The 25,934-nt window shown below is 41.7% G+C and carries 25 protein-coding genes; 13 read left to right on the top strand and 12 right to left on the bottom strand.

From position 1 onward, the window contains the following. Nucleotides 1-2: 2 nt before the first annotated feature. From ABKW31_RS15100 to ABKW31_RS15085, 4 genes are all read right to left on the bottom strand, one after another. Nucleotides 3-3,113 (bottom strand): error-prone DNA polymerase, encoded by a 3,111-nt coding sequence (locus tag ABKW31_RS15100; protein ID WP_348617387.1) that lies wholly within the window; start codon nucleotides 3,111-3,113, stop codon nucleotides 3-5. Then, nucleotides 3,113-4,531, bottom strand: a complete 1,419-nt coding sequence (locus ABKW31_RS15095) for a DNA polymerase Y family protein (RefSeq protein ID WP_348617386.1) — start codon at nucleotides 4,529-4,531, stop codon at nucleotides 3,113-3,115. The genes ABKW31_RS15100 and ABKW31_RS15095 overlap by 1 nt, the downstream gene beginning before the upstream one ends. Before the next feature lie 11 nt (nucleotides 4,532-4,542). Then, complete coding sequence (gene imuA / locus ABKW31_RS15090) at nucleotides 4,543-5,232, bottom strand: translesion DNA synthesis-associated protein ImuA (protein WP_348617385.1); 690 nt, start codon at nucleotides 5,230-5,232, stop codon at nucleotides 4,543-4,545. Nucleotides 5,233-5,734: 502 nt separating this feature from the next. Continuing rightward, nucleotides 5,735-8,392: a DUF2339 domain-containing protein gene (locus tag ABKW31_RS15085; RefSeq protein WP_348617384.1), complete on the bottom strand. Its 2,658-nt coding sequence runs from the start codon at nucleotides 8,390-8,392 to the stop codon at nucleotides 5,735-5,737. A gap of 420 nt (nucleotides 8,393-8,812) precedes the next feature. Between ABKW31_RS15085 and ABKW31_RS15080 the strand changes: the two genes are divergently transcribed. The 4 genes from ABKW31_RS15080 (at nucleotide 8,813) to ABKW31_RS15065 (ending at nucleotide 11,652) form a co-directional block, all read left to right on the top strand. Next, a complete protein-coding gene (locus ABKW31_RS15080) occupies nucleotides 8,813-9,277 on the top strand; it encodes an EVE domain-containing protein (protein ID WP_348617383.1) in 465 nt (154 codons plus the stop codon). Nucleotides 9,278-9,691: 414 nt separating this feature from the next. Further along, entirely contained in the window at nucleotides 9,692-10,495 is an 804-nt protein-coding gene (locus tag ABKW31_RS15075; protein WP_348617382.1) for a sulfite exporter TauE/SafE family protein, read from the top strand. A 132-nt stretch (nucleotides 10,496-10,627) separates the two neighbouring features. Continuing rightward, complete coding sequence (locus ABKW31_RS15070) at nucleotides 10,628-11,227, top strand: hypothetical protein (RefSeq protein ID WP_348617381.1); 600 nt, start codon at nucleotides 10,628-10,630, stop codon at nucleotides 11,225-11,227. A 128-nt stretch (nucleotides 11,228-11,355) separates the two neighbouring features. Beyond that, nucleotides 11,356-11,652, top strand: a complete 297-nt coding sequence (locus tag ABKW31_RS15065; protein ID WP_348617380.1) for a DUF2845 domain-containing protein — start codon at nucleotides 11,356-11,358, stop codon at nucleotides 11,650-11,652. Nucleotides 11,653-11,736: 84 nt separating this feature from the next. Here the strand turns inward: ABKW31_RS15065 and ABKW31_RS15060 are convergent, their stop codons facing one another. The 5 genes from ABKW31_RS15060 to ABKW31_RS15040 all read right to left on the bottom strand — a co-directional run bounded on the left by ABKW31_RS15060 (nucleotide 11,737) and on the right by ABKW31_RS15040 (nucleotide 16,147). Next, complete coding sequence (locus tag ABKW31_RS15060; protein WP_348617379.1) at nucleotides 11,737-12,246, bottom strand: hypothetical protein; 510 nt, start codon at nucleotides 12,244-12,246, stop codon at nucleotides 11,737-11,739. Next, nucleotides 12,243-13,946 carry a DUF885 domain-containing protein gene (locus ABKW31_RS15055; RefSeq protein WP_348617457.1) on the bottom strand — a complete coding sequence of 568 codons (1,704 nt, stop codon included), beginning with the start codon at nucleotides 13,944-13,946 and terminating at the stop codon, nucleotides 12,243-12,245. Before ABKW31_RS15055 ends, ABKW31_RS15060 begins: the two co-directional genes overlap by 4 nt. 136 nt (nucleotides 13,947-14,082) lie before the next feature. After that, nucleotides 14,083-14,415 (bottom strand): DUF1820 family protein, encoded by a 333-nt coding sequence (locus ABKW31_RS15050; protein ID WP_348617378.1) that lies wholly within the window; start codon nucleotides 14,413-14,415, stop codon nucleotides 14,083-14,085. A 72-nt stretch (nucleotides 14,416-14,487) separates the two neighbouring features. After that, nucleotides 14,488-15,531, bottom strand: coding sequence for an MBL fold metallo-hydrolase (locus tag ABKW31_RS15045; protein ID WP_348617376.1), 1,044 nt, complete (start codon nucleotides 15,529-15,531; stop codon nucleotides 14,488-14,490). 34 nt (nucleotides 15,532-15,565) lie between these two features. Beyond that, entirely contained in the window at nucleotides 15,566-16,147 is a 582-nt protein-coding gene (locus tag ABKW31_RS15040; RefSeq protein WP_348617375.1) for a TetR/AcrR family transcriptional regulator, read from the bottom strand. 132 nt (nucleotides 16,148-16,279) lie between these two features. Between ABKW31_RS15040 and ABKW31_RS15035 the strand changes: the two genes are divergently transcribed. Then, entirely contained in the window at nucleotides 16,280-17,914 is a 1,635-nt protein-coding gene (locus ABKW31_RS15035) for a M28 family peptidase (RefSeq protein ID WP_348617374.1), read from the top strand. Nucleotides 17,915-17,986: 72 nt separating this feature from the next. On the opposite strand, the gene slmA is transcribed toward ABKW31_RS15035, so the two are convergent. Next, nucleotides 17,987-18,577, bottom strand: a complete 591-nt coding sequence (gene slmA, locus ABKW31_RS15030) for a nucleoid occlusion factor SlmA (protein ID WP_348617373.1) — start codon at nucleotides 18,575-18,577, stop codon at nucleotides 17,987-17,989. A 45-nt stretch (nucleotides 18,578-18,622) separates the two neighbouring features. Then, nucleotides 18,623-19,816 carry a bifunctional phosphopantothenoylcysteine decarboxylase/phosphopantothenate--cysteine ligase CoaBC gene (gene coaBC, locus ABKW31_RS15025; protein WP_348617372.1) on the bottom strand — a complete coding sequence of 398 codons (1,194 nt, stop codon included), beginning with the start codon at nucleotides 19,814-19,816 and terminating at the stop codon, nucleotides 18,623-18,625. Between the two features lie 126 nt (nucleotides 19,817-19,942). On the opposite strand from coaBC, the gene radC reads away from it, so the two are divergent. From radC to mutM, 6 genes are all read left to right on the top strand, one after another. Then, nucleotides 19,943-20,617: a DNA repair protein RadC gene (radC, locus tag ABKW31_RS15020; RefSeq protein ID WP_348617371.1), complete on the top strand. Its 675-nt coding sequence runs from the start codon at nucleotides 19,943-19,945 to the stop codon at nucleotides 20,615-20,617. A gap of 89 nt (nucleotides 20,618-20,706) precedes the next feature. Continuing rightward, the gene (locus ABKW31_RS15015) at nucleotides 20,707-21,519 is read left to right on the top strand and encodes a glycosyltransferase family 2 protein (protein WP_348617370.1); all 813 of its coding nucleotides are present in this window, start codon (nucleotides 20,707-20,709) and stop codon (nucleotides 21,517-21,519) included. A 136-nt stretch (nucleotides 21,520-21,655) separates the two neighbouring features. Beyond that, nucleotides 21,656-21,892, top strand: a complete 237-nt coding sequence (rpmB, locus tag ABKW31_RS15010) for a 50S ribosomal protein L28 (protein WP_348617369.1) — start codon at nucleotides 21,656-21,658, stop codon at nucleotides 21,890-21,892. Nucleotides 21,893-21,903: 11 nt separating this feature from the next. Beyond that, nucleotides 21,904-22,059: a 50S ribosomal protein L33 gene (gene rpmG, locus ABKW31_RS15005; RefSeq protein WP_068372994.1), complete on the top strand. Its 156-nt coding sequence runs from the start codon at nucleotides 21,904-21,906 to the stop codon at nucleotides 22,057-22,059. Between the two features lie 102 nt (nucleotides 22,060-22,161). Next, a complete protein-coding gene (locus ABKW31_RS15000; protein WP_348617368.1) occupies nucleotides 22,162-22,638 on the top strand; it encodes a hypothetical protein in 477 nt (158 codons plus the stop codon). Then, on the top strand, nucleotides 22,631-23,443 hold the full coding sequence (mutM, locus tag ABKW31_RS14995) for a bifunctional DNA-formamidopyrimidine glycosylase/DNA-(apurinic or apyrimidinic site) lyase (RefSeq protein WP_348617367.1): 813 nt from the start codon (nucleotides 22,631-22,633) through the stop codon (nucleotides 23,441-23,443). Before ABKW31_RS15000 ends, mutM begins: the two co-directional genes overlap by 8 nt. An 18-nt stretch (nucleotides 23,444-23,461) precedes the next feature. Here mutM and ABKW31_RS14990 read toward each other — a convergent pair whose 3' ends face one another. Further along, nucleotides 23,462-24,496, bottom strand: coding sequence for a CDP-glycerol glycerophosphotransferase family protein (locus ABKW31_RS14990; protein WP_348617366.1), 1,035 nt, complete (start codon nucleotides 24,494-24,496; stop codon nucleotides 23,462-23,464). 370 nt (nucleotides 24,497-24,866) lie between these two features. Between ABKW31_RS14990 and ABKW31_RS14985 the strand changes: the two genes are divergently transcribed. Further along, on the top strand, nucleotides 24,867-25,319 hold the full coding sequence (locus ABKW31_RS14985) for an adenylyltransferase/cytidyltransferase family protein (protein ID WP_348617365.1): 453 nt from the start codon (nucleotides 24,867-24,869) through the stop codon (nucleotides 25,317-25,319). Next, entirely contained in the window at nucleotides 25,312-25,911 is a 600-nt protein-coding gene (locus ABKW31_RS14980) for an SDR family NAD(P)-dependent oxidoreductase (protein WP_348617364.1), read from the top strand. The genes ABKW31_RS14985 and ABKW31_RS14980 overlap by 8 nt, the downstream gene beginning before the upstream one ends. The last annotated feature ends 23 nt before the right edge of the window (nucleotides 25,912-25,934 follow it).

Below are 25,934 nucleotides of genomic sequence, written 5' to 3'. Positions count from 1 at the left end.
ATTCAGTGAAAATCTCTGGAGCGAGTATCAAGTTGTTTAATTAGATGACTCAAATCTTCTAATTTACCCGCAATGATATGGGTGACACCGCCGTCACCTCGCTCCAGAATGCCATTTACTTTTAATATTTTGGATTTTAAATAGGCTTGTTTTTGCGCCCTAGCAGTAGCCAGCCAAACAATAACATTCATACAACCCGTATCATCTTCTAATGAAATAAAAGTCACCCCTTTTGAGGTTCCAGGACGTTGCCTTCCAACCACGACACCAATTACGCTTAAAGGTTTTTGATGCTCTCGCTGATACAATTGATTAGCTTGCACATGTTTAGGTAAGAGTCCTGCTTCTCTTAGCAAGGCAATAGGATGTTTACCCAGGGTCAAACTCAATGATGAATAATCCTCAATCAAGGTCTCACTGGCACTCGGTTTTTTAATGGCAACTAAGGACTCACTATAGTTTGCCGCTGGTTCGGCTAAGTGCCTAAATAAGGGGAGATCACTTTCGTTATCCATTAAAGACCATCGTGCAGCGTAGCGATTGTCACTGATACAACTAAAAGCATTTGCGCTGGCTAAGGCTTCTAAATAATGACGGGCTAAACCAAGCTGTTTGATTTGCGCGACATGCTCAAAGCCCTGCTCAGGACGATGCTTTAATAGTGAGATTAACGCCGTTTCTTTTAGTCCTTTAACTAGACTAAAACCCAATCTAATAGCCCAGTCATTGTTATGAAATTCAAATTTATGCTCATAGTCAGAAGCATTAATACACACCGGCAATATCTGAATTTGGTGGCGTTGCGCATCTTGCACTAATTGCGCGGGCGGATAAAAGCCCATGGGCCAGCTATTGAGTAAGGCCACATAAAATGCTTGCGGGTAATAATATTTAAGCCAAGAAGAGACATAAGCCAATACCGCAAACGACGCTGAATGAGACTCAGGAAATCCGTATTCACCAAAGCCTTTTATTTGATTAAAAATACGTTCGGCGTAATCAAATTCATATCCTCGCTGCAGCATACCGTTGATAAGCTTTTCTCTGAATTTAAGTAGCTCACCATTTTTTTTCCATGAGGCCATGGCACGCCTTAGTTGATCCGCTTCGCCACCGGTAAAACCTGCCGCTACCATAGCCATTTTAATCACTTGCTCTTGGAAAATCGGTACGCCATTAGTGCGTTTTAATACCGCTTCAACCGCTTTAGAAGGATGATCAAACTTCTCAACACCATCACGCCTTTTTAAATAAGGGTGCACCATATCACCCTGTATAGGCCCTGGCCTAACAATGGCAATTTGCACGACCAAGTCGTAATAACACTTAGGTTTAAGGCGTGGCAACATACTCATTTGTGCTCGTGATTCGATTTGAAATACGCCCACGGTGTCGGCTTGTTGGATCATCTTAAATACCTGAGGGTCATCACCTAACTTAGTTATTTTGGCAATGCTCCAGTCATGCTGATAGTGAGTATTAACTAACTCGAAAGCCTTGCGGATCGCGCTCAACATCCCCAGCGCCAATATATCTACTTTGAGTAAACCTAAACTGCCAAGATCATCTTTATCCCATTGAATAATACTGCGCTGTGCCATCGCTGCATTCTCAATTGGTACAAGATGATACATTGGCCCGGCAGAAATAATAAAGCCACCCACATGCTGTGATAAATGCCGCGGAAAGCCCTTAATTTCATTCACTAAATAAATAAATTGTTTGCCTTGTTGTGATTCAGCGGCAAAGCCTAGTTCCGCAATTTGCGCTTGCCAATCCACTTGCACATCACGCCGGTCAATGTTTTTAATAAAAAAGGCCAACTGACTTTCATCAATTCCCATGGCTTTCCCTATTTCACGAATCGCACTTTTTTGCCGATAGGTGACCACAGTAGCAGCAATCGCGGTACGCTCCCGTCCATACTTTTGATAAATATACTGAATAATTTCTTCTCGGCGCTGATGTTCAAAGTCAACATCAATATCAGGTTCTTCTTGGCGTTCTTTAGAGATAAAACGTTCAAACAAGACATCTATCTGACGTGGATCAACCGCGGTAATTTCTAAGCAATAACACACCACAGAATTAGCAGCTGAGCCTCTACCTTGGTAGAGAATGTGTTGTAATTTAGCAAACTGGACGATGTCATAAATGGTTAAAAAAAAGTATTCGTATTGCATTTCTCTGATAAGTTTGAGCTCTTTGGCGATGATCCGCTTAATCGCAAAAGCCAGTTTACCGTCCGCAGCAAAACGCTTATGCATACCCACTAATACCAACTCTCGCAAATACTGAGTAGCCGTTTTACCTTGTGGCACCAGTTCTGCCGGATATTCGTAGCGTAATTCGCTCATATCAAAGGTACAGCGCTGTGCAATTTCCACTGACTCTTGCAACCACTGTTGTGGATATAAACGATTAATTTTTTCTAAACAACGCAATGAACGCTCGCTGTTAGATAATAGCTCTCGCCCCAAACTAGCAATGCTTTTACCCTGCCCTATTGCGGTTAGCGCATGCTGTAACATCAAGCGATCTGGATCATGCATCAGTACGCCACCACAAGCAGTAATAGGTAATTGGTATTGCTGCTGTAAGTAACGACAATGCTGGATATAGCGATGTTCATTGGCGGTGAGTTGCCGCTGCACACCGATCCATAAACGCTGTTTAAAAATAGCTTGTAATTGCTTGGCCGCCGCGTGGTCCTTATCCACTTGCCCGCTGGGTAACCACAAGGCAAAACAATGCTGACTACTTTTAAGATCCCAACTTTCTAACTGGTACTGACCTTTCACTGCACGTCGCCGTGCATTCGTGATGATCCGGCATAACTCTGCGTAGGCCTGGCGATTGGGACAAAGTAATATCACACTAAACTCGTCATTCAGTTTAAATAGACTACCGACGATTAACTTAATACTCAGTTGCTGATCTTTAATCGCGGTATAGGCTCTTACTACACCAGCTACTGAACATTCATCAGTAATGGCGATGGCTTGGTAAGCCAGAAAATCAGCGCGTTGTACTAGCTCTTGTGGGTGCGATGCGCCCTGCAAAAAAGAAAAATTACTTTGGCAAAAAAGTTCAGCATAAGCAGCCAAACCCATTAACTAAAAACCCCGTGTAAATGCCAATCGCCATCTGGCCCTTTAAACACCCAATACCACTGCCCTTGCTCATTATGTGCAATGTAATAATCGCGTATTACCGGACGACTATCCCACCAGCCGGTATTGAGCCGCTCAGGCCCATATAAAACAGTGACTTTTTCCCGTAAAGGTTGTGGCGGACTTAATAAAAAACTCGGTCGCATGGCCTGCAACATAGGACTCATGTCGTGATTTAACTCTTTGGCCACTGCCGGAGAATGGTAACTGGCAGCATGCTCAGGGCGAAAATCATTATTAATAGCAGGGCTCACCACTGCCTGCTCTCCTAACTTAGCTTGCAGCAAAGAAACCAATTGCAAACGTGACAAGCTGCCTTTTTTAGCACTGAACAAATCACCTTTGTCAGGGCTTCTGATTTGAGTTTTACCGGTGGTTAAACTAATGGCATACACGGCAGAATCTAATTTCAACTGCTCTAGTTTAATCGCAATTAACGCATGCCAACGACTCGCTAAATACTCGCCTTGTTGTGAGCCTACCGTCCATTCGATATGCTCATGATCACGCTGATAAAATTGAATTATAAGGCTCTGAGTTAAGCGATCGCGTAGCTTTAAAAATTGCTCTAATACCTTTAATACATGGCCTAAAGGACCTTGTAAAAACTGACTATTATCAACATCAAACAATAATTCCATATAACGTTTGAACACCTCAGGTGGATGATAAAATTCAATAGGATGTTTAAATTCGCCGCTTAATCTACCGAGGTAATTGACTAAACTAATATCAAATCGTTTGGCCATATCAGCAAATGAAATACGTAATAAATCTTGTACATTACGCACGCCGACACGCATTAATTGTTGTTGGGTTTTTGGCGCAATATCCGTTTCACTCAGTTGGCATTGCGCAATGGTACGCCGTAACAACTCAAGATCATCACTGATGGTATTCCAGCCTTTTTTGGCCAATATATTGGCCGCTAAAGGTGAGTGCCCCGTTGCATAGTGATAGGTAAGTTTTAGCGGGGCTAATTGATTTTTAAGCACCTGCCAGTAGGAGCTTAAATCACCGTAAAGCCTTAACATATTGTGAATTCTAAGCAGTAAGCCCTGTGGCGCAAAAAAGCTAATATCGCTGGTACTTAGATATAATACTTCAGCAATTTCATGCAATTTATCTTCGGTAATACGCGGCACATAGGGCACCACTTGCAAGTCTTGAGCAAGAGCGGCAGCGGTACCTAAGCCCATGTTTAAAGTAATGCCTGTTGCCGCCGCTTTGGCACTCAATTGCACTATATTGTGGCTATGTTGATCGAGGATCACCAAGGGAGCAATCTCCTCACCTTGCGCCTGAGAAAGCAAAGCATCTAACTGTAGGTTGGGAAAATGCAGATACAACCACAACATCTCTGCTCTCTTTACGCGGTTTGATAATGTCGAGCAGGAAAATGCAAAATATTATCCGCCATAGGCAAGCTATTCAGTTCAGGCCAACTATCCCCCATGTTCACCGTAAAAGCGGCGCTAGGCCAACCACCTTTACGTTTGGTCACTTCAATGTGCAAACCTTGAGGTAAGGCCCGTAAACGTAACGCCAATGATACAGGCAAAGCCATGTGTACCTGTTTTTGCTGACGTAACAGAGTCAGTAAGGCATCCCCTTTATCCGCAGCAAGTTGCAAGCGTTTGACCTGATTCACCGCGATATCTTGCTGCCACAACACCACCCCATAGCAGCAACCACTGGCTAAGCATTGCTCAGCACACCACAGCGCTTGTTTACTTGATGCTGCTTGCAGCACTAACACCCGCTGCAACTCAAAACCAAACTCCGCTAACATTTCACTATTTATATGCATTGGCGGCGCAATAAACACTAACAGCCTATCGCCATTTTGTTGCCTAGTGAGCAAATCAGGTAGCAGTAAACGTAACTCGCCAATGCCAATGGGACTGTCGATATCCATGACGCCACTTTGTGGAAAACCTCCTTGTAAGTGTGTATCTAACTCTCTAAAACCTGTGCTATTGGCACACGCCATTTGACTGGTGTGATTAGCTTGCCAAATAAGGTTCTTATTTTTTAGATGTTCAAGAATAGGGTTCATAAGCACAATAAATACTGTATTTACATACAGTATATTTGTACTAGCGACAGATGCAAGTTTTGCCCACAGCCAAATTGCTAAGTCCAGACGCCTAAACGAAATTTAGGTCATTTATACCAGGGTTGGAAATCGACCTTGCAAATCGTTTGGCAAAATATCTGTTATGTACAACGTTGATAGGTGAACAAACAGCGAATGGCGGCTCTTCGATTAAGTCGCTCTGAGAATCAGGCCTACATGAGAAACCAGGAAGCCAACTTATTGGAGTTGAATTAGAAGTTTGGAGCATTCGCTGGCGTTTAACGATACAAGCATTAACGGGTGCAGTTAGTACTACCCAGGTCAAAGAATTTTCACGTTATGGCCGACCAAAACAGACTCACTCCGGCTTTCAATAAAGCAATATTTAACCTGCCAATTGAACAAGCCAATGCCTCTAATCTTTGATTTTATTAACTTTTAAATCGTCACTGCTTACTTGTGTCTGGTAAAGCAATTAAACCTAACTTTGTGCTTCATTTAATGCTGGTTTGCCTTGCATCTTCTGGAACAACCAACCAATCCCAACCAAACATATTCCTAATCCAATAAAAGATAGTGCTCTTAATAATCCTTCTAAATGGGACATATCAATAACAAATGCCTTTAATATCACCAAAGACAAACCCATAAACCCTACATTGGTCAAATGCCTGTTGTTAAAGTGCTGTGCTGAGAAAATGGCAGTGGTTGAAATGATGAGCCACACTATGGAGTACGTATATAGTTCTGCTTGTTTTAACGGCGTGCCCCAGAAAATATAACCATTGTTAAACAGGTTACGAATTTCACCGTTAACAAACAGCAAACCAAATAACGCAATGACAGCAAAAATAGCATTTTGGTACTTTTCGCGAGATAACTTAAATCCAATATACAAGTAAAACAGAACAGCTGGGATTAACCAATGCAGCCACAACCAATTAAAAAAGCCTAGGCCTACAAAACGGTTATCTACAAAGGGATTATTCACAACAGATATATCAAGATGAATAAGGGCAAAGCCTAACAGCAAGGCAATACCTGCAATTTGGTATACTTTTTTGGAGCTTGATGTCAATTTACTGCGCCACATATACACAACAGAAAGTATTAACCAATTAAGCGACAGCAAAACTGCCTCTTTATATGAAAGGTCAAAAAAATCTGGGTAATCGCCAACGAGAATATAGCTAGTTTCGGTTGTTATCAGCAGAGCTATCAGGTGGATGAATACCCCCATAAACCATCTATTCAAAATCTTCGATAGGTTAAATTTGGAACTAAACCAAATGATGCCCAATACCACTGGGTAAATGACTAATGTCCAGTGCATGCCAAAGATTGACTCATCTTTGTAGTCTGCTAACCAAGGCGACAGCGTTAAGCGAGTAACAACAACTAGCAACGCAACTTTATACAACCAGTCTGGGATTTTAACCTTAAACTTCCAACTTAAATAACTCATGGAAGCAACCTGCGCTGCAATGGCTAATGTAAGGGTACTGGCAGAGAGAAGCATGGTAAAACACAGCGTCAACATTGAGTTAGCCAACACCAAAAAGGTAACTTGTTGAATAGCAATTTGAGATTTCATCGCGGCGTATGAGGCAGCGGCTCCAATTAACAACATTTCAAATGTCCAAACGGGATATAAGAAATTCTCTGCTGCTGATGGTGAAGTAATGTAACTAATACCAAATAAACTTAGGGGTGTGAGCACAAGCAGCAACAAATAGGCCACACGATCTGCAAAACGCTTGATCATAAACAAACTAAACCCTGATCCAATAACGACTGCAAGTTGAACAAAAAGATACTTACCATTGAAAGGGAAAAGGTTGTTTGCAAAATCGACGCTATCGGGCATCAAACTAAACGCACATAAAACAAAAGCCAACGCTAGAAAAGGCCAAGTATCTAATGCACTGTGTCTATACGAGACCACTAATGCCAAGACCCCTATAAACAAAGCAGCCCAGATAAGGTGAATAAATTCAGGATAAATTGTCAGAAACAGAGCGAACAAACACAATGATAAGAGGATCACCAGTTGCTCTTTTCTTGGCATCAACAGTTCTTTAACTGACAGAGCAACCTGCAAGCCCAAATTGAGCTTCCAACCCAATAGACTTGCCAATACATAGAGGTAAAGCGATACGAATGTGAAAAGTGTTATGACGGCAAAGTCGCTTTTGCCACCCATGACAATTGCTCCTACAAACCAAATAAAATGACCTGCAAAGCTCAACCACCAAACCCACTTTTGTTTTACATATTCAGCGACCCAAACGGCTGATAAAGACACAAATGACACATACAGCAACAAAGCCATTACATTATTTGACCCTGTCGAAACCAATGCTGGCACAGTATAAGAACCAATTATACCTATACCAGCTAACACAGGCCCAAACCTCAGTGCTAAGTAAGTTGCTACCAGCGATATTAACGCCAACAATATAAATGCGAGGTTTGGAGTAATGAAGTGGTAAAAATCAAACGATACCAAAGCCATTGCAAAACAGGTAATCACGCCACCACTTGCTAAGGCAGCAGGTATATAGGGTGTATTAATTTTAAACTTATCTTTAAAGCGGTTTAGCGTTTCAGCAGTGGCGACCAAAGTTACACCAAAAATAGCACCTAAAATAACTCTCACGCTGGGCGGTAATAAACCTGCTTCTATTGAATATTTAGCTAAGAACACTCCACCAATGGCTAAAACAAGGCCTCCTAGCCAAAATATTCCATTGCCCTTCAATAATGAATCTAAACTAAATGCGTGTTGCGAAGATTGAACAGGCTTTTCAACGGTATGCTCACCGCTATTTTGCTGAAAGATTTCACTTAATTGCGTTGTTTCTAAACTAGGATTTTGTTTAGTTTCATTCGTATCAACCTTAATGGCAGCTTCGCTAACATCAAGCAGGGCTTTTTGCTTGACAGACTCTTCTGGCGGAGCCAACTCTTTTAGAGCCTTTTTGAGCTTTTCAATTTGAGAGGTTTGAAAATCAATGACTTTTTGAAGGTGCGTTAGTTTTAGCAGTAACCCATTGATGCGAGACCGATCTTTGATGGCAACAACTACGCCTACAAACAGAAAGGCGTTAAAAAGAAACGAAAAAAAATCAGCATCCATACCCTTTCCTTGTTATTTTTATTTAGCTAGGCTCCCATAATTTACTTAAAAAATAAATAGTTATCAATAAATCCAACGACGAGCAATTTATGGCGAAATTTCGTACTTGATTTGAGTTATCTGACTTAAACGTTGTGCATCAAGTAATACACTGAGTATTAAGTGAGAGCGCTGGTGCGAAGTATCCGCAGCAGTGCAAGACGGCCATAACCTGATACCCAGCGACAAGCAAAACTTTAAATTAGTGAATGGCCGAGTGATTGCCAACTTAACCCAAGGCTGGTTAAAGTAAATGCTAATAGCTAGAAAGCGCCCTAAAGGGGTATTCTTAAGCGCTTATCTAACATACGTTCACCGTTTAAATCCCGCTAAAAATCCCGCATAATTCCTATTACCTATTTCAGCCACTCTGACAAGCTCATGCAATACTGGTTATTTAAATCTGAACCCGACGCCTTTAGCATCGACGACTTGGCCGCCAAACCTAAACAAACTGAGCACTGGGACGGCATACGTAACTATCAAGCTCGCAACTATTTACGCGATGAAGTAAAACAAGGTGACCAAGTGTTGTTTTACCATTCAAGTTGCAAAGAGGTTGGCATAGCCGGCCTTGCTGAAGTGGTAAAAGAAGCCTACCCTGACCACAGTCAATTTAATCCTGAATCGAAGTACTTTGATCCAAAAGCCAGCCCCGATAATCCGCGCTGGGTGATGGTAGATGTGCAGTTTAAGCAGAAATTTAGCAAAGTACTGCCACTGACAAAAATCAAAAACATGCCAGCGATTAGCGAAATAGGTTTAGTGAAAAAGGGCCATCGTTTATCGATAATGCCCGTTAACGAAAATGAGTTTTTGATTCTTTTGAAAGCAGCAACTAGGTAAAACAAAATACGGCTAAGTTTGAATATTACCTATAATCTTTTGTAGGAGCCGCTTTAGCCGCGAAGCTTTTATTATCTGCCTCACAGGCATACCCTGCGACCCCCAAGATTATCGCTACGCTAGCGCAATCCATTGCAGGTATAACTGGTCGTCAATGACATGCCAGTTAGTTGTTTCAAACAACTGCAAAAACTAACGAAGAAAAACCGCTCTCCAATCAACTTACTAACCCAATTTTATTCGTACCTTGTTGTTCAAACCGGCGAGGAGAGAGTGTTTGTCTCAATATTTAGTTGGTCGCATGACTCTCGAAGCACACATATTTAGTATAAAATCGATATAAATAATCACTATGTATATATGCTAGTTGTTGATATTTTGCATACTATGGTTTTTACATTTTAGAGGCAAAAAATGCTCAGTTTTGAATGGATAATAGCCTTTTTAGTGTTGGGCAGCATAGTCGGCTTTATTGCTGGATTATTGGGTGTAGGGGGCGGTGGAATACTCGTGCCTATCCTCACATCGCTATTTTTACTCCAGGGGGTATCACCTGATAATGTGGTGCATTTGGCCTTAGGCACCTCCATGGCTTGCATAATAGTGACATCCATTTCAAGCATGCGCGCACATAACAAAACAGGGGCTGTTCGCTGGGATTTAGTTAAACAAATGTCAGTAGGTATCATTATTGGTACTTTTTGTTCGACTTTTATTGCGTCCTACCTCAATTCATTTTATCTGGCGATTTTCTTTGCGACATTTATGTCGATAACAGCTTTAAACTTACTCAAAAAAACGACAATACAATCAACACCAAAACCAGAAGCGACTAGTAGTGTCTTGCTCCCGGCTGTTGGTATTGGCGCTGTCTCGGCGCTAGTATCTATTGGTGGCGGCGCATTAACCGTCCCCTATCTTACCTCGAGAAATGTGGCGATTAAACATGCTATCGCAACATCCGCCACCATCGGTTTACCTATCTCTTTAGCTGGCACAATCGGCTATTTAGTCAATGGCTGGGGCGCTGCTCTAGGCAGTGAGTACACCTTAGGTTTTGTTTATCTACCTGCTTTTTTATTGATTGCCTTATCAAGCTTTTTTACCGCTCCTTTTGGGGTAAGGGCATCTCATTATCTGCCTGTAGCGACATTAAAAAAGATCTTTGCCTTTCTATTGATCACACTAAGCTTAAAAATGCTGTGGTCAGTGATATGACACCAGTTATCGGTTTAGATATTATTTGGGTCAGAACAAATTTTGATTTTTCCCTAATCAACAAAAATTAATTGGATGTCTTATCGTAATTGGCCGCGTCCGTGCTATAACAACTATGTGTCCTATACAAGAATGACGTCGATGAATATATTTAAATCTCAGCTCAAGATCACCATTGCTTTATTACTGTTAAACGTTTCGTGGGCTAAGGCTGAAGACGTAGACTGCTTAACCCTAAAAGATGCTATCGCAGCGAGCGAGAAAAATTTTGCCGATTTAAGAGGTGCCCGAAAAAACTTGCCGCCTGATCCCGAACTGATGATGCTACAGAACAATACGAGCTTTAATTACACCCGCGATGAGTATATGACCGAGCGTCAACTAGCAGCTGCGGCGAATTGTTCGGTTATCGTTACTCGGGTAGAAGATCCCGATTCTATTGTCAGCGAGGCTCGCTTCCAGTGCTTTTGGTCATCGTTCAAAAAAACCGAGGCCCAATTTGGCGCTATCAAGAAGGCATTACAGGCCTGCGCGATCACGGCACAGACCGGAGAAGATGATAACGATTACTTCAGCCTTATTATTGGTCAGGTCGAAACCGGTGAAGGCTGGAGTAGCGTATCGGTGGCGGCTGAGCGTTTATCGCCCGACATTAATTCCGCTATATCGGTTTCAGTCATCCATGCGGTTTGCCAGACAAAAACCCAAAACGCTTGCGATGACACTGAGTGAAAAACCAACCCCGCCTTTTCTAATACACTTGTATCCAATAAAATGGCCAGTTTAGGCAACTTGGCTTGACCATGTCACTACGATTATGACAATGTTGAAGGTATTTACACGATATTGACGAGGCTCACATGCAAGCTAAACTCTGCTCAACCTTAGCTGGCTTAATGCTGATATATTCTGGATCAACTTTTGCTGACAGCATGAGGTGCGGAACTGATCTGGTTAGGACAGGCGATACTAGCATAGAAGTAAAATTAAAATGTGGCCAACCCTTTGATGCGGAATATATCGGCCAAGCTAAAATCAATCATAGTTATGTCAATATTGAACGTTACACTTATGTGCCCGAAAAAGGTCAGTTCATAAAAATTCTCGAATTTCATGACGGTAACTTAGTTAACATTATTATTGGGCCCAGAGCGTAAAAAACTGAGATCAATAGTGATATTAATAGTAACTCTTGGCAGACTCACCCAACAAATAGTGTTGAACTTTGCAATTTAACCATTCTACTGACTTATTGCTTCGACTACTGGTTCTGACTCTGTCACTTTCCCCTTAGCCATTAGTAGATTGTTACACGCAGCTAAATAACCATCTAGGGTGTTTTTGCTCCATGGCACTCTGACATCAACGGGTTGGCGAGCGATATATTGTTGTACCGCAGCCATATCGATAGAAAACCCTTCTAAGGCCTGTTTAATTGCCTCTTCAACTGTGGCCTGTTTTTCACAGCATTGCATAACAACAAACTCTACGTTTTCAACAAGAAACTGTACAACAGTCAAGTCATCGCCATGCAGAGTGCCATGGCGGCGCATTGCATCTAACTTGAAGCGATAACTGTTGGTTAATTGTTTAGACATCAACATAATTGAGCCCAAGGAAAACTTGGTATTTTTTTGTAAAGTTTTGAGTTCAAACTTGACTTTATTTAACTCTAACTGGACGCTTTGCACCCGCATTACAAAAAAGATTAAGGCTAAAACTAACAAACCTATAATTCCAAACATCATCATAATTGACTCGCTATAAAATCTTCAATATTGGTTTCTAATACAGATAAAGGTATCGAGCCATAGGCTAATACTGCATCATGAAAGGCGCGCACATCAAAACGTTCGCCTAGTTTATCTTGCGCTTTAAACCGCAACTTTTTAATACTCAACTCCCCTATTTTGTAGGATAAAGCTTGAGCTGGCCACGAAATATAACGATCAATTTCGGTTTTAACATTGTGCTCTGACAAGGCGGTATTCTCTAGCATATAGTCTATGGCTTGTTGTCTTGACCAGCCTTTAACATGCATACCTGTATCAACCACTAACCGACAAGCTCGCCACATTTCATAACTTAAACGTCCAAATTCGTCATAAGGGTCACTATACATACCGACCTCTTTACCCAGAAATTCAGCATATAGCCCCCACCCTTCGCCAAAGGCCGATAGATAACCATAACGCCTGATGTTAGGTAAGTCTTGCATCTCTGCAGCAAGAGAAATTTGTAGATGATGACCCGGCACCGCTTCATGTAATGTTAACGCAGTCAAAGCATACAAAGGACGTTTATCTAAGGCGTAGGTATTCACCCAAAAATAACCAGGCTGGTCATCCCGCGTGGGGGCAATATAACGACCCGTTGTGTACTTGGGTGCAATCGATTCGGGAACGGGCTCGACACCATAAGGTATACGGGGTAACAAATTAAATAATTGTGGTAAGTGGGCGTCCATTTTTTTAGCTATAAATGAGGCTTGTTTGAGTAACTCATTTGGCGTTTTAGCATAAAACTGCGGGTCAGTGCGTAAGTACGCAATAAACTGATTGATATCACCTTGATAATCTAAGTCATCTAGCACTTTTTGCATTTCACTTCGAATGCGCTTTACTTCGCTCAAACCCAATTGATGAATATCATCCACGGGCATATTGGTAGTGGTGTAATAGTTACTACGATTTTGATAATAGGCTCTACCATCTGGCCAGGACTGAGCGGCGATATCGCTTTTGCTATTAGGCAGGTATTCATTGACAAAAAAATCATAAAATTGTTGGTAGGCCGGAAATACCTGCCTTTCGATGACTTCAGCAGCATGTTGTTGCAACGCTTGCTTCTCTTCAGTAGTAAAACGATTATCACCAAGTTGCCTAAAGGGTTCATAAAAATGACTTTCCTGTGGGCTTGCCTTAATAAACGCTTTAATAGACTCTTCAAAACCCATTAACACTGCTTTAGGTTGCATTATTCCAGCACTCATACCCTGTTTCATCCAGTATATTTGCTCTGTAAAATAGCGAGGAAACTGCTTCAAACGCTGCAAATAGTGCTGATAATCTTCAAGGGTTTTAAAACGCATTGAAGCGGGTAAAAAAGCCAATTCGCTATGAAAGCCTGACTCTGAAGTTAGTGGCATATAATGAGCGTGGTAGGCGTACTGGTCGATATCGTTTTGTAAGTGATATTGCTGAATTTGCAGGGTAATTTGAGCATTTCTATTTAGCTCGCGACTATCTAGTTGGCTTAAACGAGATAAAAATACACGATATTGTTGATCTTGAGCGGCCAGACCAAGAGGCGACATGTCGGCTAGCTGAGCGTCATAATCGTGCACACCGTAGCCCGTGGCGCTAATAGGCTGCACCGATAGTTTATATTGCCAAATATCGTCTAATAAAACATTAAATGCAGTTGTCGTTTGTTCTGCTGAGCGGGCCATAGCGCTCAAAACGTAACAGAGCAAAACCAAAACTACAGCAAGGCGAGGTACAATAAACTTCATAAACAACCTAAATACTTCGACTTAATTGCATCGAAGCATAAGTGATTTTTTGCTGTAATGAAATCAACACGTGCTATTTTGGAGTATGTTTAGGGGTGTAAATTGGACTAGGAAAGGCCATTACTTTATCAGATAGTTGGCTGATTTTAGAGCTGCCTTGTTTTTGCACTTCATCTATACGCAAAACACTGTGCATAGGCACGTAAGTTCTTGTCACATCAGCAAATTCTGTCTTGAGTTTTTCGTGACTCGGGTCAAGGACTAAACTTGTGTGGGTATCCCAAACAAAATCACCTATTTCGATAAAACCAAACATATTGCCTTGGCAAACCTCGCGCACAAAAAGTTCATAACGCTCACCGTTACTTATAAACTGAATGCGAAAAAGCGGCTTTTTGGCGGTCATACAACATTCTCGATACATAGATAGGGCAGCGGATTTTACCGATAAGTGGGCTAAACACCAGAGTATTTATATTCAGTCAATAATTAAGGTTTGACCTACTGCCATGCTTATAAATGCTTGCGGGTCTATTTGACTCCTCTGCTTGGCTTGTTCCAACTTGATAGGTGGCTCACCGGGTTCTTCTGCGGTTAAGGGGAATGTACCCCAATGCATACCAATACTTTTACGGGCACCGACATCTTGATGAATTTGCACCGCTTCTTGTGGATTAACGTGATACGGCTGCATAAACCATCTAGGCGCATACGCGCCAATAGGTATCATAGCCAAGTCAATGGCAGCAATCCGCTCACCAATTAATCTAAATTGCACTGGGTTGTAGCCCGTATCACCCGCAAACCACAGATGTTTATCACCGATAGTAATCGACCAGCTTGCCCACAGTGTGGCAAAGCGGTCACCTAAGCCTCGCGCTGACCAGTGTTGTGATGGCAGTGCTTGGAAGCTTATGCCATTAAAATCTTGCGACTGCCACCAATCCAATTCGCTCACCTTTGCAGCGCTGATATCTTGCTCAAGAAACCATTGTTTTAATTTTAGCGGAACAAAAAAATGACTATTTTTAGCCAATTGCTCAACCGCCTCTAGGTCTAAATGATCATAATGGCTATGACTGATAACGACTGCATCGATAGGCGGCAAATCTTTGTAGTCCATCACATGGGGAATGTAACGTTTCGGCCCGGCAAAGCTTAGTGGTGAAGCACGATCAGAAAAAATCGGATCGGTCAGGATATTTTTACCTTGGTATTGAATTAAAAACATTGAATGTCCGAGCCAGGTAAGCTGCAACTGACTCTGCGGACTAGCTATGCGTTCAAGTTGCACCGTCTGGACTGGTACTTGATTGGCTAAGGCTTGATGGTCAGCCCATTGCTCATCACCAAAAAAACGCATAGTTAAAAAAGAAAAGAAACTTTTGTCAGCTTCCTCAATATATGGATTAGTGAAACCCGTCTTGCTGTGATGTGCCGGTAAGTCGACCTCGGATGGCACTGGCTGAGCAGTGCAAGCGCAGCAACAAATTAATACAAGAACCAAAAACATTCGAGACATGAAAATAGCTTCACAAAAAATCAAAATATACGAATTAAATGGAATTATGGATTGCTAAGGGCCCTAACAAGGCCTCTGTGGCTAACTGCAGTTCATCGGTATCACCGGCCAAAATGGCGTTAATAGCAAAACCTTGTACATAACTGGTTAGTTGCAAGGCAGTGGACTCAATATTGGTTTGTGGGTGTAACTGTTCAAGATTCTGTGCTTTTTCTAAACAGCCAATAAAATTAATTTGTAAACGGTCCAGATAATGACGCCCAATCTCTCGAATTTTAGGGTCGTCAAAGCCCAGCTCTGCCACACAGTTAATTAATAAACAGCCTTTACCTTTAACATGTTTTACATAGGCAGCAAAAAAGGCTGTGATAGACGCCAAACCTTGCTTGCTTTCAAGATGCAGCATGATCGTTTTAAGGTAGGTTTGCTGATAATGCGCCAGCACTTGGTACAAAAAATTTTGCTTGCTGCCAAATTCAAGATAAAAGCCGCGGCGGTTAAATTCAGCCCGAGCGATAATTTCATCCATGATCGTACCGTGATAGCCATGTTCAAGAAAAACATCAATGGCTTGGCTTAATACTGCATCCACATCGTACTGCGCTTTACGAGGCATAATAAATCTGATTTCAGAACAAATGTTCTCAACAGGTTAGCTGAGTAAATTGTTCTGTCAAGATGGCATTTTGATCCAAACTCACTTAATGTAAGCCCGATCAATTTAACTATAATAATAGCGAGTACTACGATGACGTTACGCAGATATATGGGCCTATTAGCAGGCACTATTATACTAGCAGCCTGTCAGGCTGACATCCCAAAGACCGAACAACATGCCGATCCAATGCGCATTAAATCCCATTTACGCTTTTTAGCAGACGACTTATTAGAGGGTCGCGATACTGGTTCTAGAGGCCATGAAATAGCTGCTTTGTATATCGCTGCTGAATTTGAAAAGTATGGTTTGAAACCGGGCGGTGATGACGGAACCTACATGCAACGCATCAATTTTAGACAGGCCCATGTCGATCAATCTTCTATTCACCTGACCTTAAGCGGTGAAGAAGGCGATATTGAATTATCTTATCCAAAACAATTTTTAAGCGGGGCTAATCCGGTTACAGAACAGGCATTACTGGAAGGTAAACTCATCTTTGTTGGTTACGGTATTGTCGCGCCTGAACTGAGCCATGATGATTATTCAGGCTTAGACGTTGAAGGTAAGGTTGTAGTCGCTTTATCGGGTAAACCGAAGTCTTTCCCCAGCGAAGAAGGCGCTCATTTTGGCTCTAGTTTCGAAAAACAAAAACACGCGACTGAACACGGTGCCATCGGTTTTATCACGGTAAGTACTCCTACAGCAGAAAAAGTGCGACCTTATCAAAACTTACTCAATTATTTGCACACCCCAAGTGTGCGTTGGTTAGATGCCAGTGGTCAACCGGCCAGTGTTTTCCCACAACTACAAGGTAGCGCTTACTTGAGTAAGGAAGCGGCTGAATTGGTTTTTGCTAAGGCCCCACAAAATCTTGAACAGATATATGCCTTATTGGAAGAAGACGCATCGCCCAAGGGTTTTAATATTCCTCTAAGCATAAAACTTGAGTCACGTAGTGAGCACAAAACCATCTCAAGCCCCAATGTTGTAGCGATATTAGAGGGCTCTGACCCAGAGTTGAAAAAACAGTATATCGTTTATTCAGCTCACTCTGATCATATCGGTTTTGCAAAAACTGTCGCAAAAGATAAAATAAACAATGGTGCAATGGACAACGCCACCGGCACATCAGTATTACTGGAAACCGCGCGTTTATTTAGCCAGCTTGAAACCAAACCTAAACGGTCTATTTTGTTTGTAGCTGTCACGGGGGAAGAAAAAGGTTTATTGGGCTCTGACTATTTTGCACAAAACCCGACTGTGCCACTGAGTTCTTTGGTAGCCAACGTGAATCTAGATATGCCTATACTCACCTACGAGTTCGCCGATGTTATTGCCTTTGGCGCAGACCACAGCGATTTAAAAGCTTCAGTGGCTAGCGCTGCACAAGATATCGGTTTAAGCCTGAGCCCCGATCCTTGGCCAGAACAAGCCTTATTTACTCGCTCTGATCACTATAGTTTTGTTAAACAAGGGATTCCCTCTGTGTTCCTAGTACCGGGTTTACAGTCTGCGGATCCAAATATTGATGGTAGCGAGCAGTTTAATAAATTTATTGCTACCAATTACCACAAGCCTGGGGATGACTTTAGTCAGGCCTTTAATTGGAAGGCGGCGACTAAATTTGCTGAAGTAAATTACCAAATTGGTTTGACCCTAGCGAATCAAGCGAAGCGCTCAAGCTGGAATAAAGATGACTTTTTTGGTGATACTTTTTCTAAATAATTGTTTTATGCGCTGAAATTAAAAAGCCCGCTGAACTAGCGGGCTTTTGCCTGAAGGTATATTAAAAAGCGTCTAATTAAAAAACTGCTTATTAATAAACGCCCACTGCTCTGCAAAACCTTCGGTAGGGCGCCGAGTAAACTCACTGCGAATAAACTGGTTTATTCTGCCGTCGGCATAACAAATTAGCATATTAGCAATTAAGCCTTCGTCGGCTGGCAATGTTTTCCCTTCTCGCAATTTACGCTCGCGTAATACCTGTTTCATTTGTGTTTCAAGACGTTCAAATAACTGTGCGATACGTTCACGTAACCTGTCTTGCTCCCCCATTAAGGCGTCGCCGTTTAAAATGCGCGTGATACCAGGATTTTTTTCAGCAAAACCTAAAATAAGATGCAAAATTAATTGGCAGCGGGTCGCCGTATCTTTTTCTTCATTCAGTATTTTATTAATTCTAGAAAATAAGGTTTCTTCAATAAACTCAATGAGTCCCTCAAACATACGCGCTTTACTAGGAAAGTGGCGATATAAGGCTGCTTCTGAAACCCCCACATGTGCTGCCAGCTTGGCTGTCGTGACTTTTTGCCCTGGGTTAGTTTGTAACATACTGGCAAGGGCCTGAAGTATTTGGGCTCGGCGATTTGGGCGTTTTGTTGCTGGCATTATTCGATCCTAATTAGCTCTCGCATTGACTACATGACTGTTGTTTTACGGTTTAAGTTGTTCTGACACCAGTTGCAATAATTGCATGGACAGTTGCTGTTTATCGGCAATAGCCAAGTTAACTTCACCCTCTGGCCAAAATACCGTTAAGGCATTTTGCTCGCTATTAAAGCCAATACGGCTATCAGACACGTCATTAGCGGCAATCATATTGAGTTTCTTTCGCGTCATCTTAGATAGTGCATACTCTCTTATATTTTGCGTTTCTGCGGCAAAACCTAAGGTAAAAGGGGGATGTTGCAAATGTGCTACATCGCTAAGGATATCAGGGTTTTTCACAAAAGTAAGCGTTAACTCTTGGTCATTTTTCTTAATTTTTTGCTGTGTAATCTGTGCAGGTCGATAGTCAGCTACCGCGGCGCAGGCGATAAATATATCGCAAGTACTGACTTGTGCCATAACTTGTTGGTGCATTTGCGCCGCACTTGTCACAGGGAGTGTCGTGACATTTGCAGGTGGCTTAAGATTGGTGGGGCCACTGACTAAAATAACCTCGGCACCCATGGCTTTAGCCGCTTTAGCGAGGGCATAACCCATTTTGCCAGAACTATGGTTTGAAATATAACGCACCGGATCAATGGCTTCTTGCGTTGGCCCTGCCGTTATCAGTACTTTTTTACCTTGCAAAACCTGCTGCGGCATTACTTCATCTAATGAGTTAGCAATATCTTGTGGCTCTAACATTCTACCCAGTCCCACATCACCACAAGCTTGTTCACCCGCAGCAGGCCCTAAAAATCGAATATTACGCTGCTGTAAAACAGCCAAATTATGTTGCGTTGCAAGGGCATGCCACATTTGCTGGTTCATGGCTGGCGCAACCACGATAGGCGAGGCTGTGGCCAGACACAAGGTAGACAACAAGTCATCAGCCAAACCATGTGTGAGCTTAGCTAAGAAATTTGCCGTGGCAGGGGCAATAAGTAATATATCTGCCCATTTTGCTAGTTCTATGTGGCCCATTGCAGCTTCAGCGTCTTTATCCAGTAAATCGTCAGACACGGGATGGCCCGAGACAGCTTGTAAGGCCAAGGGACTGACAAACTCTAAGGCTGATTTTGTCAATACCACCCGCACGTTGGCGCCTAAGGCTACCAATTTTCTGACTAAATCAGGCGCTTTATAGGCAGCAATACCGCCGGTAACGCCAAGCAATATGTTTTTCTTGTTTATCGACATAAGGAACTTATCTTGGTTTAACCACTAAAACTGCTAACAATATTGGCTGGAACTGTGACCTTTTGCTAGGCTTATTTTACCCAGATAGTGAATTGAGTCTCAATTCAAACAAGTAGGCAAGGATGCATGAAAATTACCGATTGGCCCATTAATGAAAGACCTCGAGAAAAACTACTCAAGCTAGGATCTGAAACTTTATCTGATGCCGAACTATTAGCCATCTTTTTACGCACCGGTATTCAAGGCTGCAGCGCAGTAGATTTAGCCCGTAATTTATTATCCACTTTTGGTAGTTTGCGCGGTTTACTTAGCGCAACACAAACCGAGTTTTGCCAAGTCAAAGGAATAGGTCAAGCTAAATTTGTGCAACTCCAAGCCAGTATTGAAATGTCTAAACGTTATCTTGCTGAAAAAATGGATAAAGTCGATGCGCTAAACTCGGTCGAACAAACGCAAACTTTTTTGTTGTCCAAATTACGCGATCAAAAACAAGAAGTGTTTGCCGTGCTGATGCTCGATAGCCAACACCGTTTGATTAAATATCGCCCGATGTTTTTTGGCACTATCGACAGCGCCAGTGTCTACCCGAGAGTTTTAGTGAAACAAGCCTTAGACGATAACGCAGCTGCTGTCATATTGGCGCACAACCACCCTTCTGGTGTGGCGGAACCCAGTCAAGCTGACCAACATATCACTCGGCGTATTGTAGATGCCATGGCACTGGTCGATATTCGTGTCCTCGACCATTTTGTGATCGGTGATGGTGTAGCCGTGTCTTTCGCGCAACGAGGGCTAATTTAATGCCGTAAAAGGTTCATTTTTACGTCATCAATTTGTCAATTTTGGGGCGATAAACTAATGCTAGCTATCGAATTGAGCATTTTTACCCCATGAAATTGTCAGTGATATTCACCACCTATAACTCTCCCCAGTGGCTAGAAAAAGTCCTATGGGGATTCTATTTCCAAACCTTTACCCAATTTGAACTGATCATCGCTGACGACGGCTCCAGCGATGAAACTCGCGCCTGCATTAAGCATTTTGCAAAAAAAACAGGCATGCCCATTAAACATATTTGGCAAGAGGATAAGGGCTTCCAAAAAACCCAAATATTAAATAAGGCCCTCGCGCAATGTGCATATGACTATGTAGTGTTTACTGATGGGGACTGTATTCCTCGTAGCGACTTTCTCGCTGTACATCATAAAAATAGGGAGCTTGGTAAATTTCTTTCAGGTGGCTATTTTAAACTGCCGATGAAAACAAGTCAGGCGATTAAACCCTCGCATATTGCGTCTGGCGATGCCTTTAACATAAATTGGCTGGCAGAACATGGCCTAAAATCAAGCCACAAAAATATGAAATTAAAGGCGCGAGGCATGCAGCAATTTTTATTAAATCAATTAACTCCGACCAAAGCGACTTGGAATGGTCACAATGCTTCGGGTTGGCGCCAAGATATTTTTGCGGTCAACGGTTTTGATGAAAGAATGCAATATGGTGGTGAAGATAGGGAGCTGGGTGAGCGCCTTAAAAACTTCGGCATAAGGTCAAAGCAAATAAGATATTCAGCAATTTGTTTACATTTAGACCACAACAGAGAATATGTTGAACAAACTATGATAGAGGCCAATTTGTTGATCAGAAAAGCAACAAAACTAAATAAGTGCACTAAAACCCCCTATGGAATAGCAAAAGTTTAGTTTTTCTACAAATATTCTTGATCTAATATGGGGATTGCTGTATAAAATGCGCCCTCTTGTTAATAGTGAATTAGCTGGCATGTTGCTTATTGTTTCTTGTCAGAGCTAAAATTTTAGATTGTTTGGAGACAATACGATGTCCAGAGTATGTGTAGTTACTGGCAAGCGCCCAGCGGTAGGTAACAACCGTTCGCACGCTAAAAATGCGACCCGTCGTCGCTTTTTGCCAAACTTGCAAACCCACCGTTTTTGGGTTGAAAGTGAAAACCGTTTCGTGAAGTTACGTTTATCTACTAAAGGTATGCGTATTATTGATAAAAAAGGTATTGATTCAGTTTTGGCTGATCTGCGTACCAATGGCGTTAAAATCTAAGGAATCAGATCATGCGTGATAAAATTAAATTAGTTTCTACTGCAGGTACTGGGTTCTACTACACTACCGATAAAAACAAACGTAATATGCCTGGCAAAATGGAGATCAAAAAGTTTGATCCTAAAATTCGTCAGCACGTTTTGTTCAAAGAAGCCAAAATTAAGTAATTCTACTGGTTTTGTCTCCTGAAAAACCCAGCTATCGCTGGGTTTTTTGCGTTTTAGCAATATGTCATAATCGCTGTAAAATTCACTTAAGACCCCCAAATCATGGTTAAATTGTCACGTAAAGCCTGGAATAACGTCATCATATTCAGTATGTTGATTTTAATTTTTTTGTTTAACTCAACATCAAACTTTCTTACTGGTGGCGCAGACAGTGAACAACCAGAGGGTTTAATTCCTACAGGTGGAGTGATCGCAAGTTTGGAGTTTGATGATGTTAAGGTAGAACGTATTGGCCAAGGTTGGCGTGCTCTGGGAATTAAAGCTTCAGAAAACCAACTGATTAGGCTGAATCAGGTTTGGATAGACGCTAGGTTAGATACGGCAGAAACTGAGCTCAGTATTTCACAGGCTACAGATAGCCGCCGTGTTGTAGTTAATTTAGTCGGGCAACAAGTCCCACTTAAATTCGAAATATTTCAAGTAGCGGATAAAACCCTAGTATTGAGCCAACAACGTTTGTATCAACTTACGAATACTGCTTTTAGCCGTTTATTTATTGATAGTGACAACGATGCCTGAATTACCTGAAGTTGAAGTTAGCCGCTTAGGCATTACACCTCATTTAGAAAATCAGCGGATTGAAAAAATTATCGTGCGCCATCGTCAACTGCGCTGGCCCATTCCTCAGGATATTCATTTGGCTGAAGGTTTGATTATTCAATCTATTCGCCGACGTGCCAAATATTTATTACTCGATACCGAACTCGGTAGCATTGTTATTCATTTAGGCATGTCGGGCAGATTGCATATTTTACCCAGTGATACACCGGTTAAAAAGCACGATCACGTAGATATTGTGGTAGCGAGTGGTTACTGCCTACGACTCAACGACGCTCGACGTTTTGGCGCATGTTTATGGCAAGGGCTTGGTCAACCTGCTTTGAGTGTGTTTAAAACCTTAGGGCCAGAACCCCTTACTGACGACTTTGACGGCACACTCTTATATGAACGCTCTAGAGGTAAAAGTGTTGCAGTGAAAAACTTCATTATGGACAATAAAATTGTGGTTGGCGTGGGTAATATTTACGCTAATGAATCATTATTTATAGCGGGTATCGACCCTAGAAAAAGTGCTGATAAAGTCAAGAAAAAAGACTATCTAGCCTTAGGTCAAATCATCAAACAAGTACTGGCACATGCTATAGCGCAAGGCGGTACCACCCTAAAAGATTTTGCCCAAGCAGATGGCAAGCCCGGTTATTTTGCCCAAGAACTTAAAGTGTATGGACGCCTTAATCAAGCCTGCGTTAATTGCACAAAACCCATTCAGTCGGTAACCATTGGCCAGCGTAATACCTTCTTTTGTGATCACTGCCAGTCTTAAATCCACAGTATTTAAAGCTTAAAAACCCCAGTATGAGAGCTTCATACGCATTTTAAACTCCCTAATAAAATTAGTCGGTTTGCGGTCCAGATGCGACAGGCCTTTAGCGATTAATTCCAAACTTGCATCTAACAACCGCGCACTTGAACGGCCATCTCGATAAGGATGCAGCTTAGCCACATTGTCTTGAATTTTTTGCATCTGTTCATCTGAGAGTGTTAAGGCTTGCTCAATTGCTTTTTCTAGATCGTGCGCTTGCTGAATATCAATCAAGTGGTTTTCGGGAACAGAGTTCCTATACGTTACAACGGGTCTGTTAAGTAAGGCAAACTCAGTAATAATCGATGAAGTGTCTGAAATAATCACGTCTGCCGCTTGCAAAACCGAAGCAAGAGATTCTATATCGACGATATGAATATTATCTGAGCTCAACTCACTGAATTTTTCTATCCACTCGAGAGGCATTTTGGGGTGGAATTTTATTAACCATTGCCACTTAGTCTCTTTAGCCAAACGTTTAATTTCATCATATAAGTCCGGTGCAGAGGTAAAAGCCGGCGAAAATGTGGGGGCGTAAAGCAAGGTAGGTACTTGTCTTTTCGACGGCCATTGATAGGCTATCGCATTGAACAGTACATCTATTTTAGGCCAACCTGTTTCCTTTATCTCGTAATGTTTATTTTTACTTATCGCTCTGATTTTATTAAATTCTTCGGTAAATTGTGGCCCTTGCGTACAATAAAGATCAAAACAATCTCGAATTTTGTAGTGGCCCTTTTTCTTCCATTCAAAGCCGTGAAAAACTTGTACTTTTAGCCCTGGTATAAAGCGAGGAACGGTATTACCGGGCACAAATACCGCGATAGGGTCAAAATTAATGACCTCTTGCACTGTAGATAGTAAAACTTCATCAGCGTGAAATTTACTACTATCGACTTCTGAGCCCTCTATAAACCAAGCTACTTTACCATTTCGCTGTCGAATTTCTTGTTGTAGCGGCCTAAGGATTTCAAAGGAATAGTTTTGACCAATGTAAAACAAATAATGATTCACTGCATTTCCTTAAAGCAAGTTAACTGGAGGTCAAAGTAAAGCGTAGTCATTAAAATAACGAGGCGTATAAATGCAACGAGGCTCCTTCGTCGTTCAGAAAGCCATCATGCAAAAAGATAAAGCTGATATCAAGAGATTTACATGTGTCACAGTTGTTCTACAATAATGACGCTGACTCAAATTGACTATTGCCTTGCGCCAAAAGACAAGAAAATGGTAGTTTACTGTTGAGCTCATAAACCAAAAACTCATTGTTAAGGCTGGGTTTTTCGCCGTATTTTTAAATACTCATTAACTCATGTTGTGTTAACGCTGTAATAAAAAGAAACCGCTTTTCTTTTACCTGCATCGTTTCTTGTTGGAAAATTATATGTCTACTGTTGTATATGTATCCGGAACCTTTGATTTGTTCCATAGAAATCATTTGAAAATGATCGAATATGGTGCTGGCTTGGGCGACACTTTAATCGTTGGAGTAAGCACCGATGAATTGGTTTGTTCGTATAAAAAACCTCCTTCTATCCCTTTTGAAGAGCGTATAGCGATTATCGAGGCATTAAAATATCCGGATGTAGTTATCCCACAACGCTCACTTGAGCACACGGAAAGAGTCAAAGATCTTAATATAGATATTTTTGTCATAGGCGATGATTGGAAAGGAAAATATGATTATTTGAGAGAGTTGGGCGTTAAAGTATTTTATTTTCCTTACGGTTCAGGTGTGAGTAGCACCAAACTTAAAAAACAGATTTATACACAATATAAAGAATTAATTAGCTCATCTGACAAACACTCTATCCCCGATGTCATCAAACATGACTAAAATCCTAATTACGGGGGGCCAAGGCGACTGGGCAACTAGTTTTCAAACAGACTTCGGGCATGAATACTCAATCACCACAGCGGGTCGACAGGAACTTGACGTTACCGATCCTCAAAGTGTGGCTCATTTTTTTAAGGGAAAAAATTTCGACGTAGTGATTAATAACGCCGGATGTATTCACCCTAAACGGATTTTAGATGCTGAAATAGATGCATGGATTAATGATATAAACGTTAATCTTATCGGTACATTTTTAATATCGAAACAGGCACTACACGCCAATCCTAAAACCATAATCATCAACATTTCATCCACAGCAGGCTTCAATGCTTATGCGGACTGGTCTGCCTATTGCGCGTCAAAAGCGGCGGTAATTACCTTCACTAAATGTTTAGCAAATGATAACTACCAAGCTTATTGTTTATGCCCTGGTGCGATTAATACCAAGTTCCGAGATCAGTTAAATCTGTCGAATGCTAGCGCCATGGATTGCCAACACATGTCAAAATATGTTGTTGATATTTTGCACAAACAATTCACCTCTGGTGATGTCCTATTTTTTAGGAAAGATGAGTTTGTATTAAATCCTTAATCATCAAAAGCTCAATTCACACT

The organism is Paraglaciecola sp. 25GB23A (genome assembly GCF_040012495.1).
Taxonomy (GTDB): domain Bacteria; phylum Pseudomonadota; class Gammaproteobacteria; order Enterobacterales; family Alteromonadaceae; genus Paraglaciecola.
The sequence above is the reverse complement of the archived record's forward strand: the minus strand, read 5'-3'. Positions and strand labels throughout refer to the sequence as shown.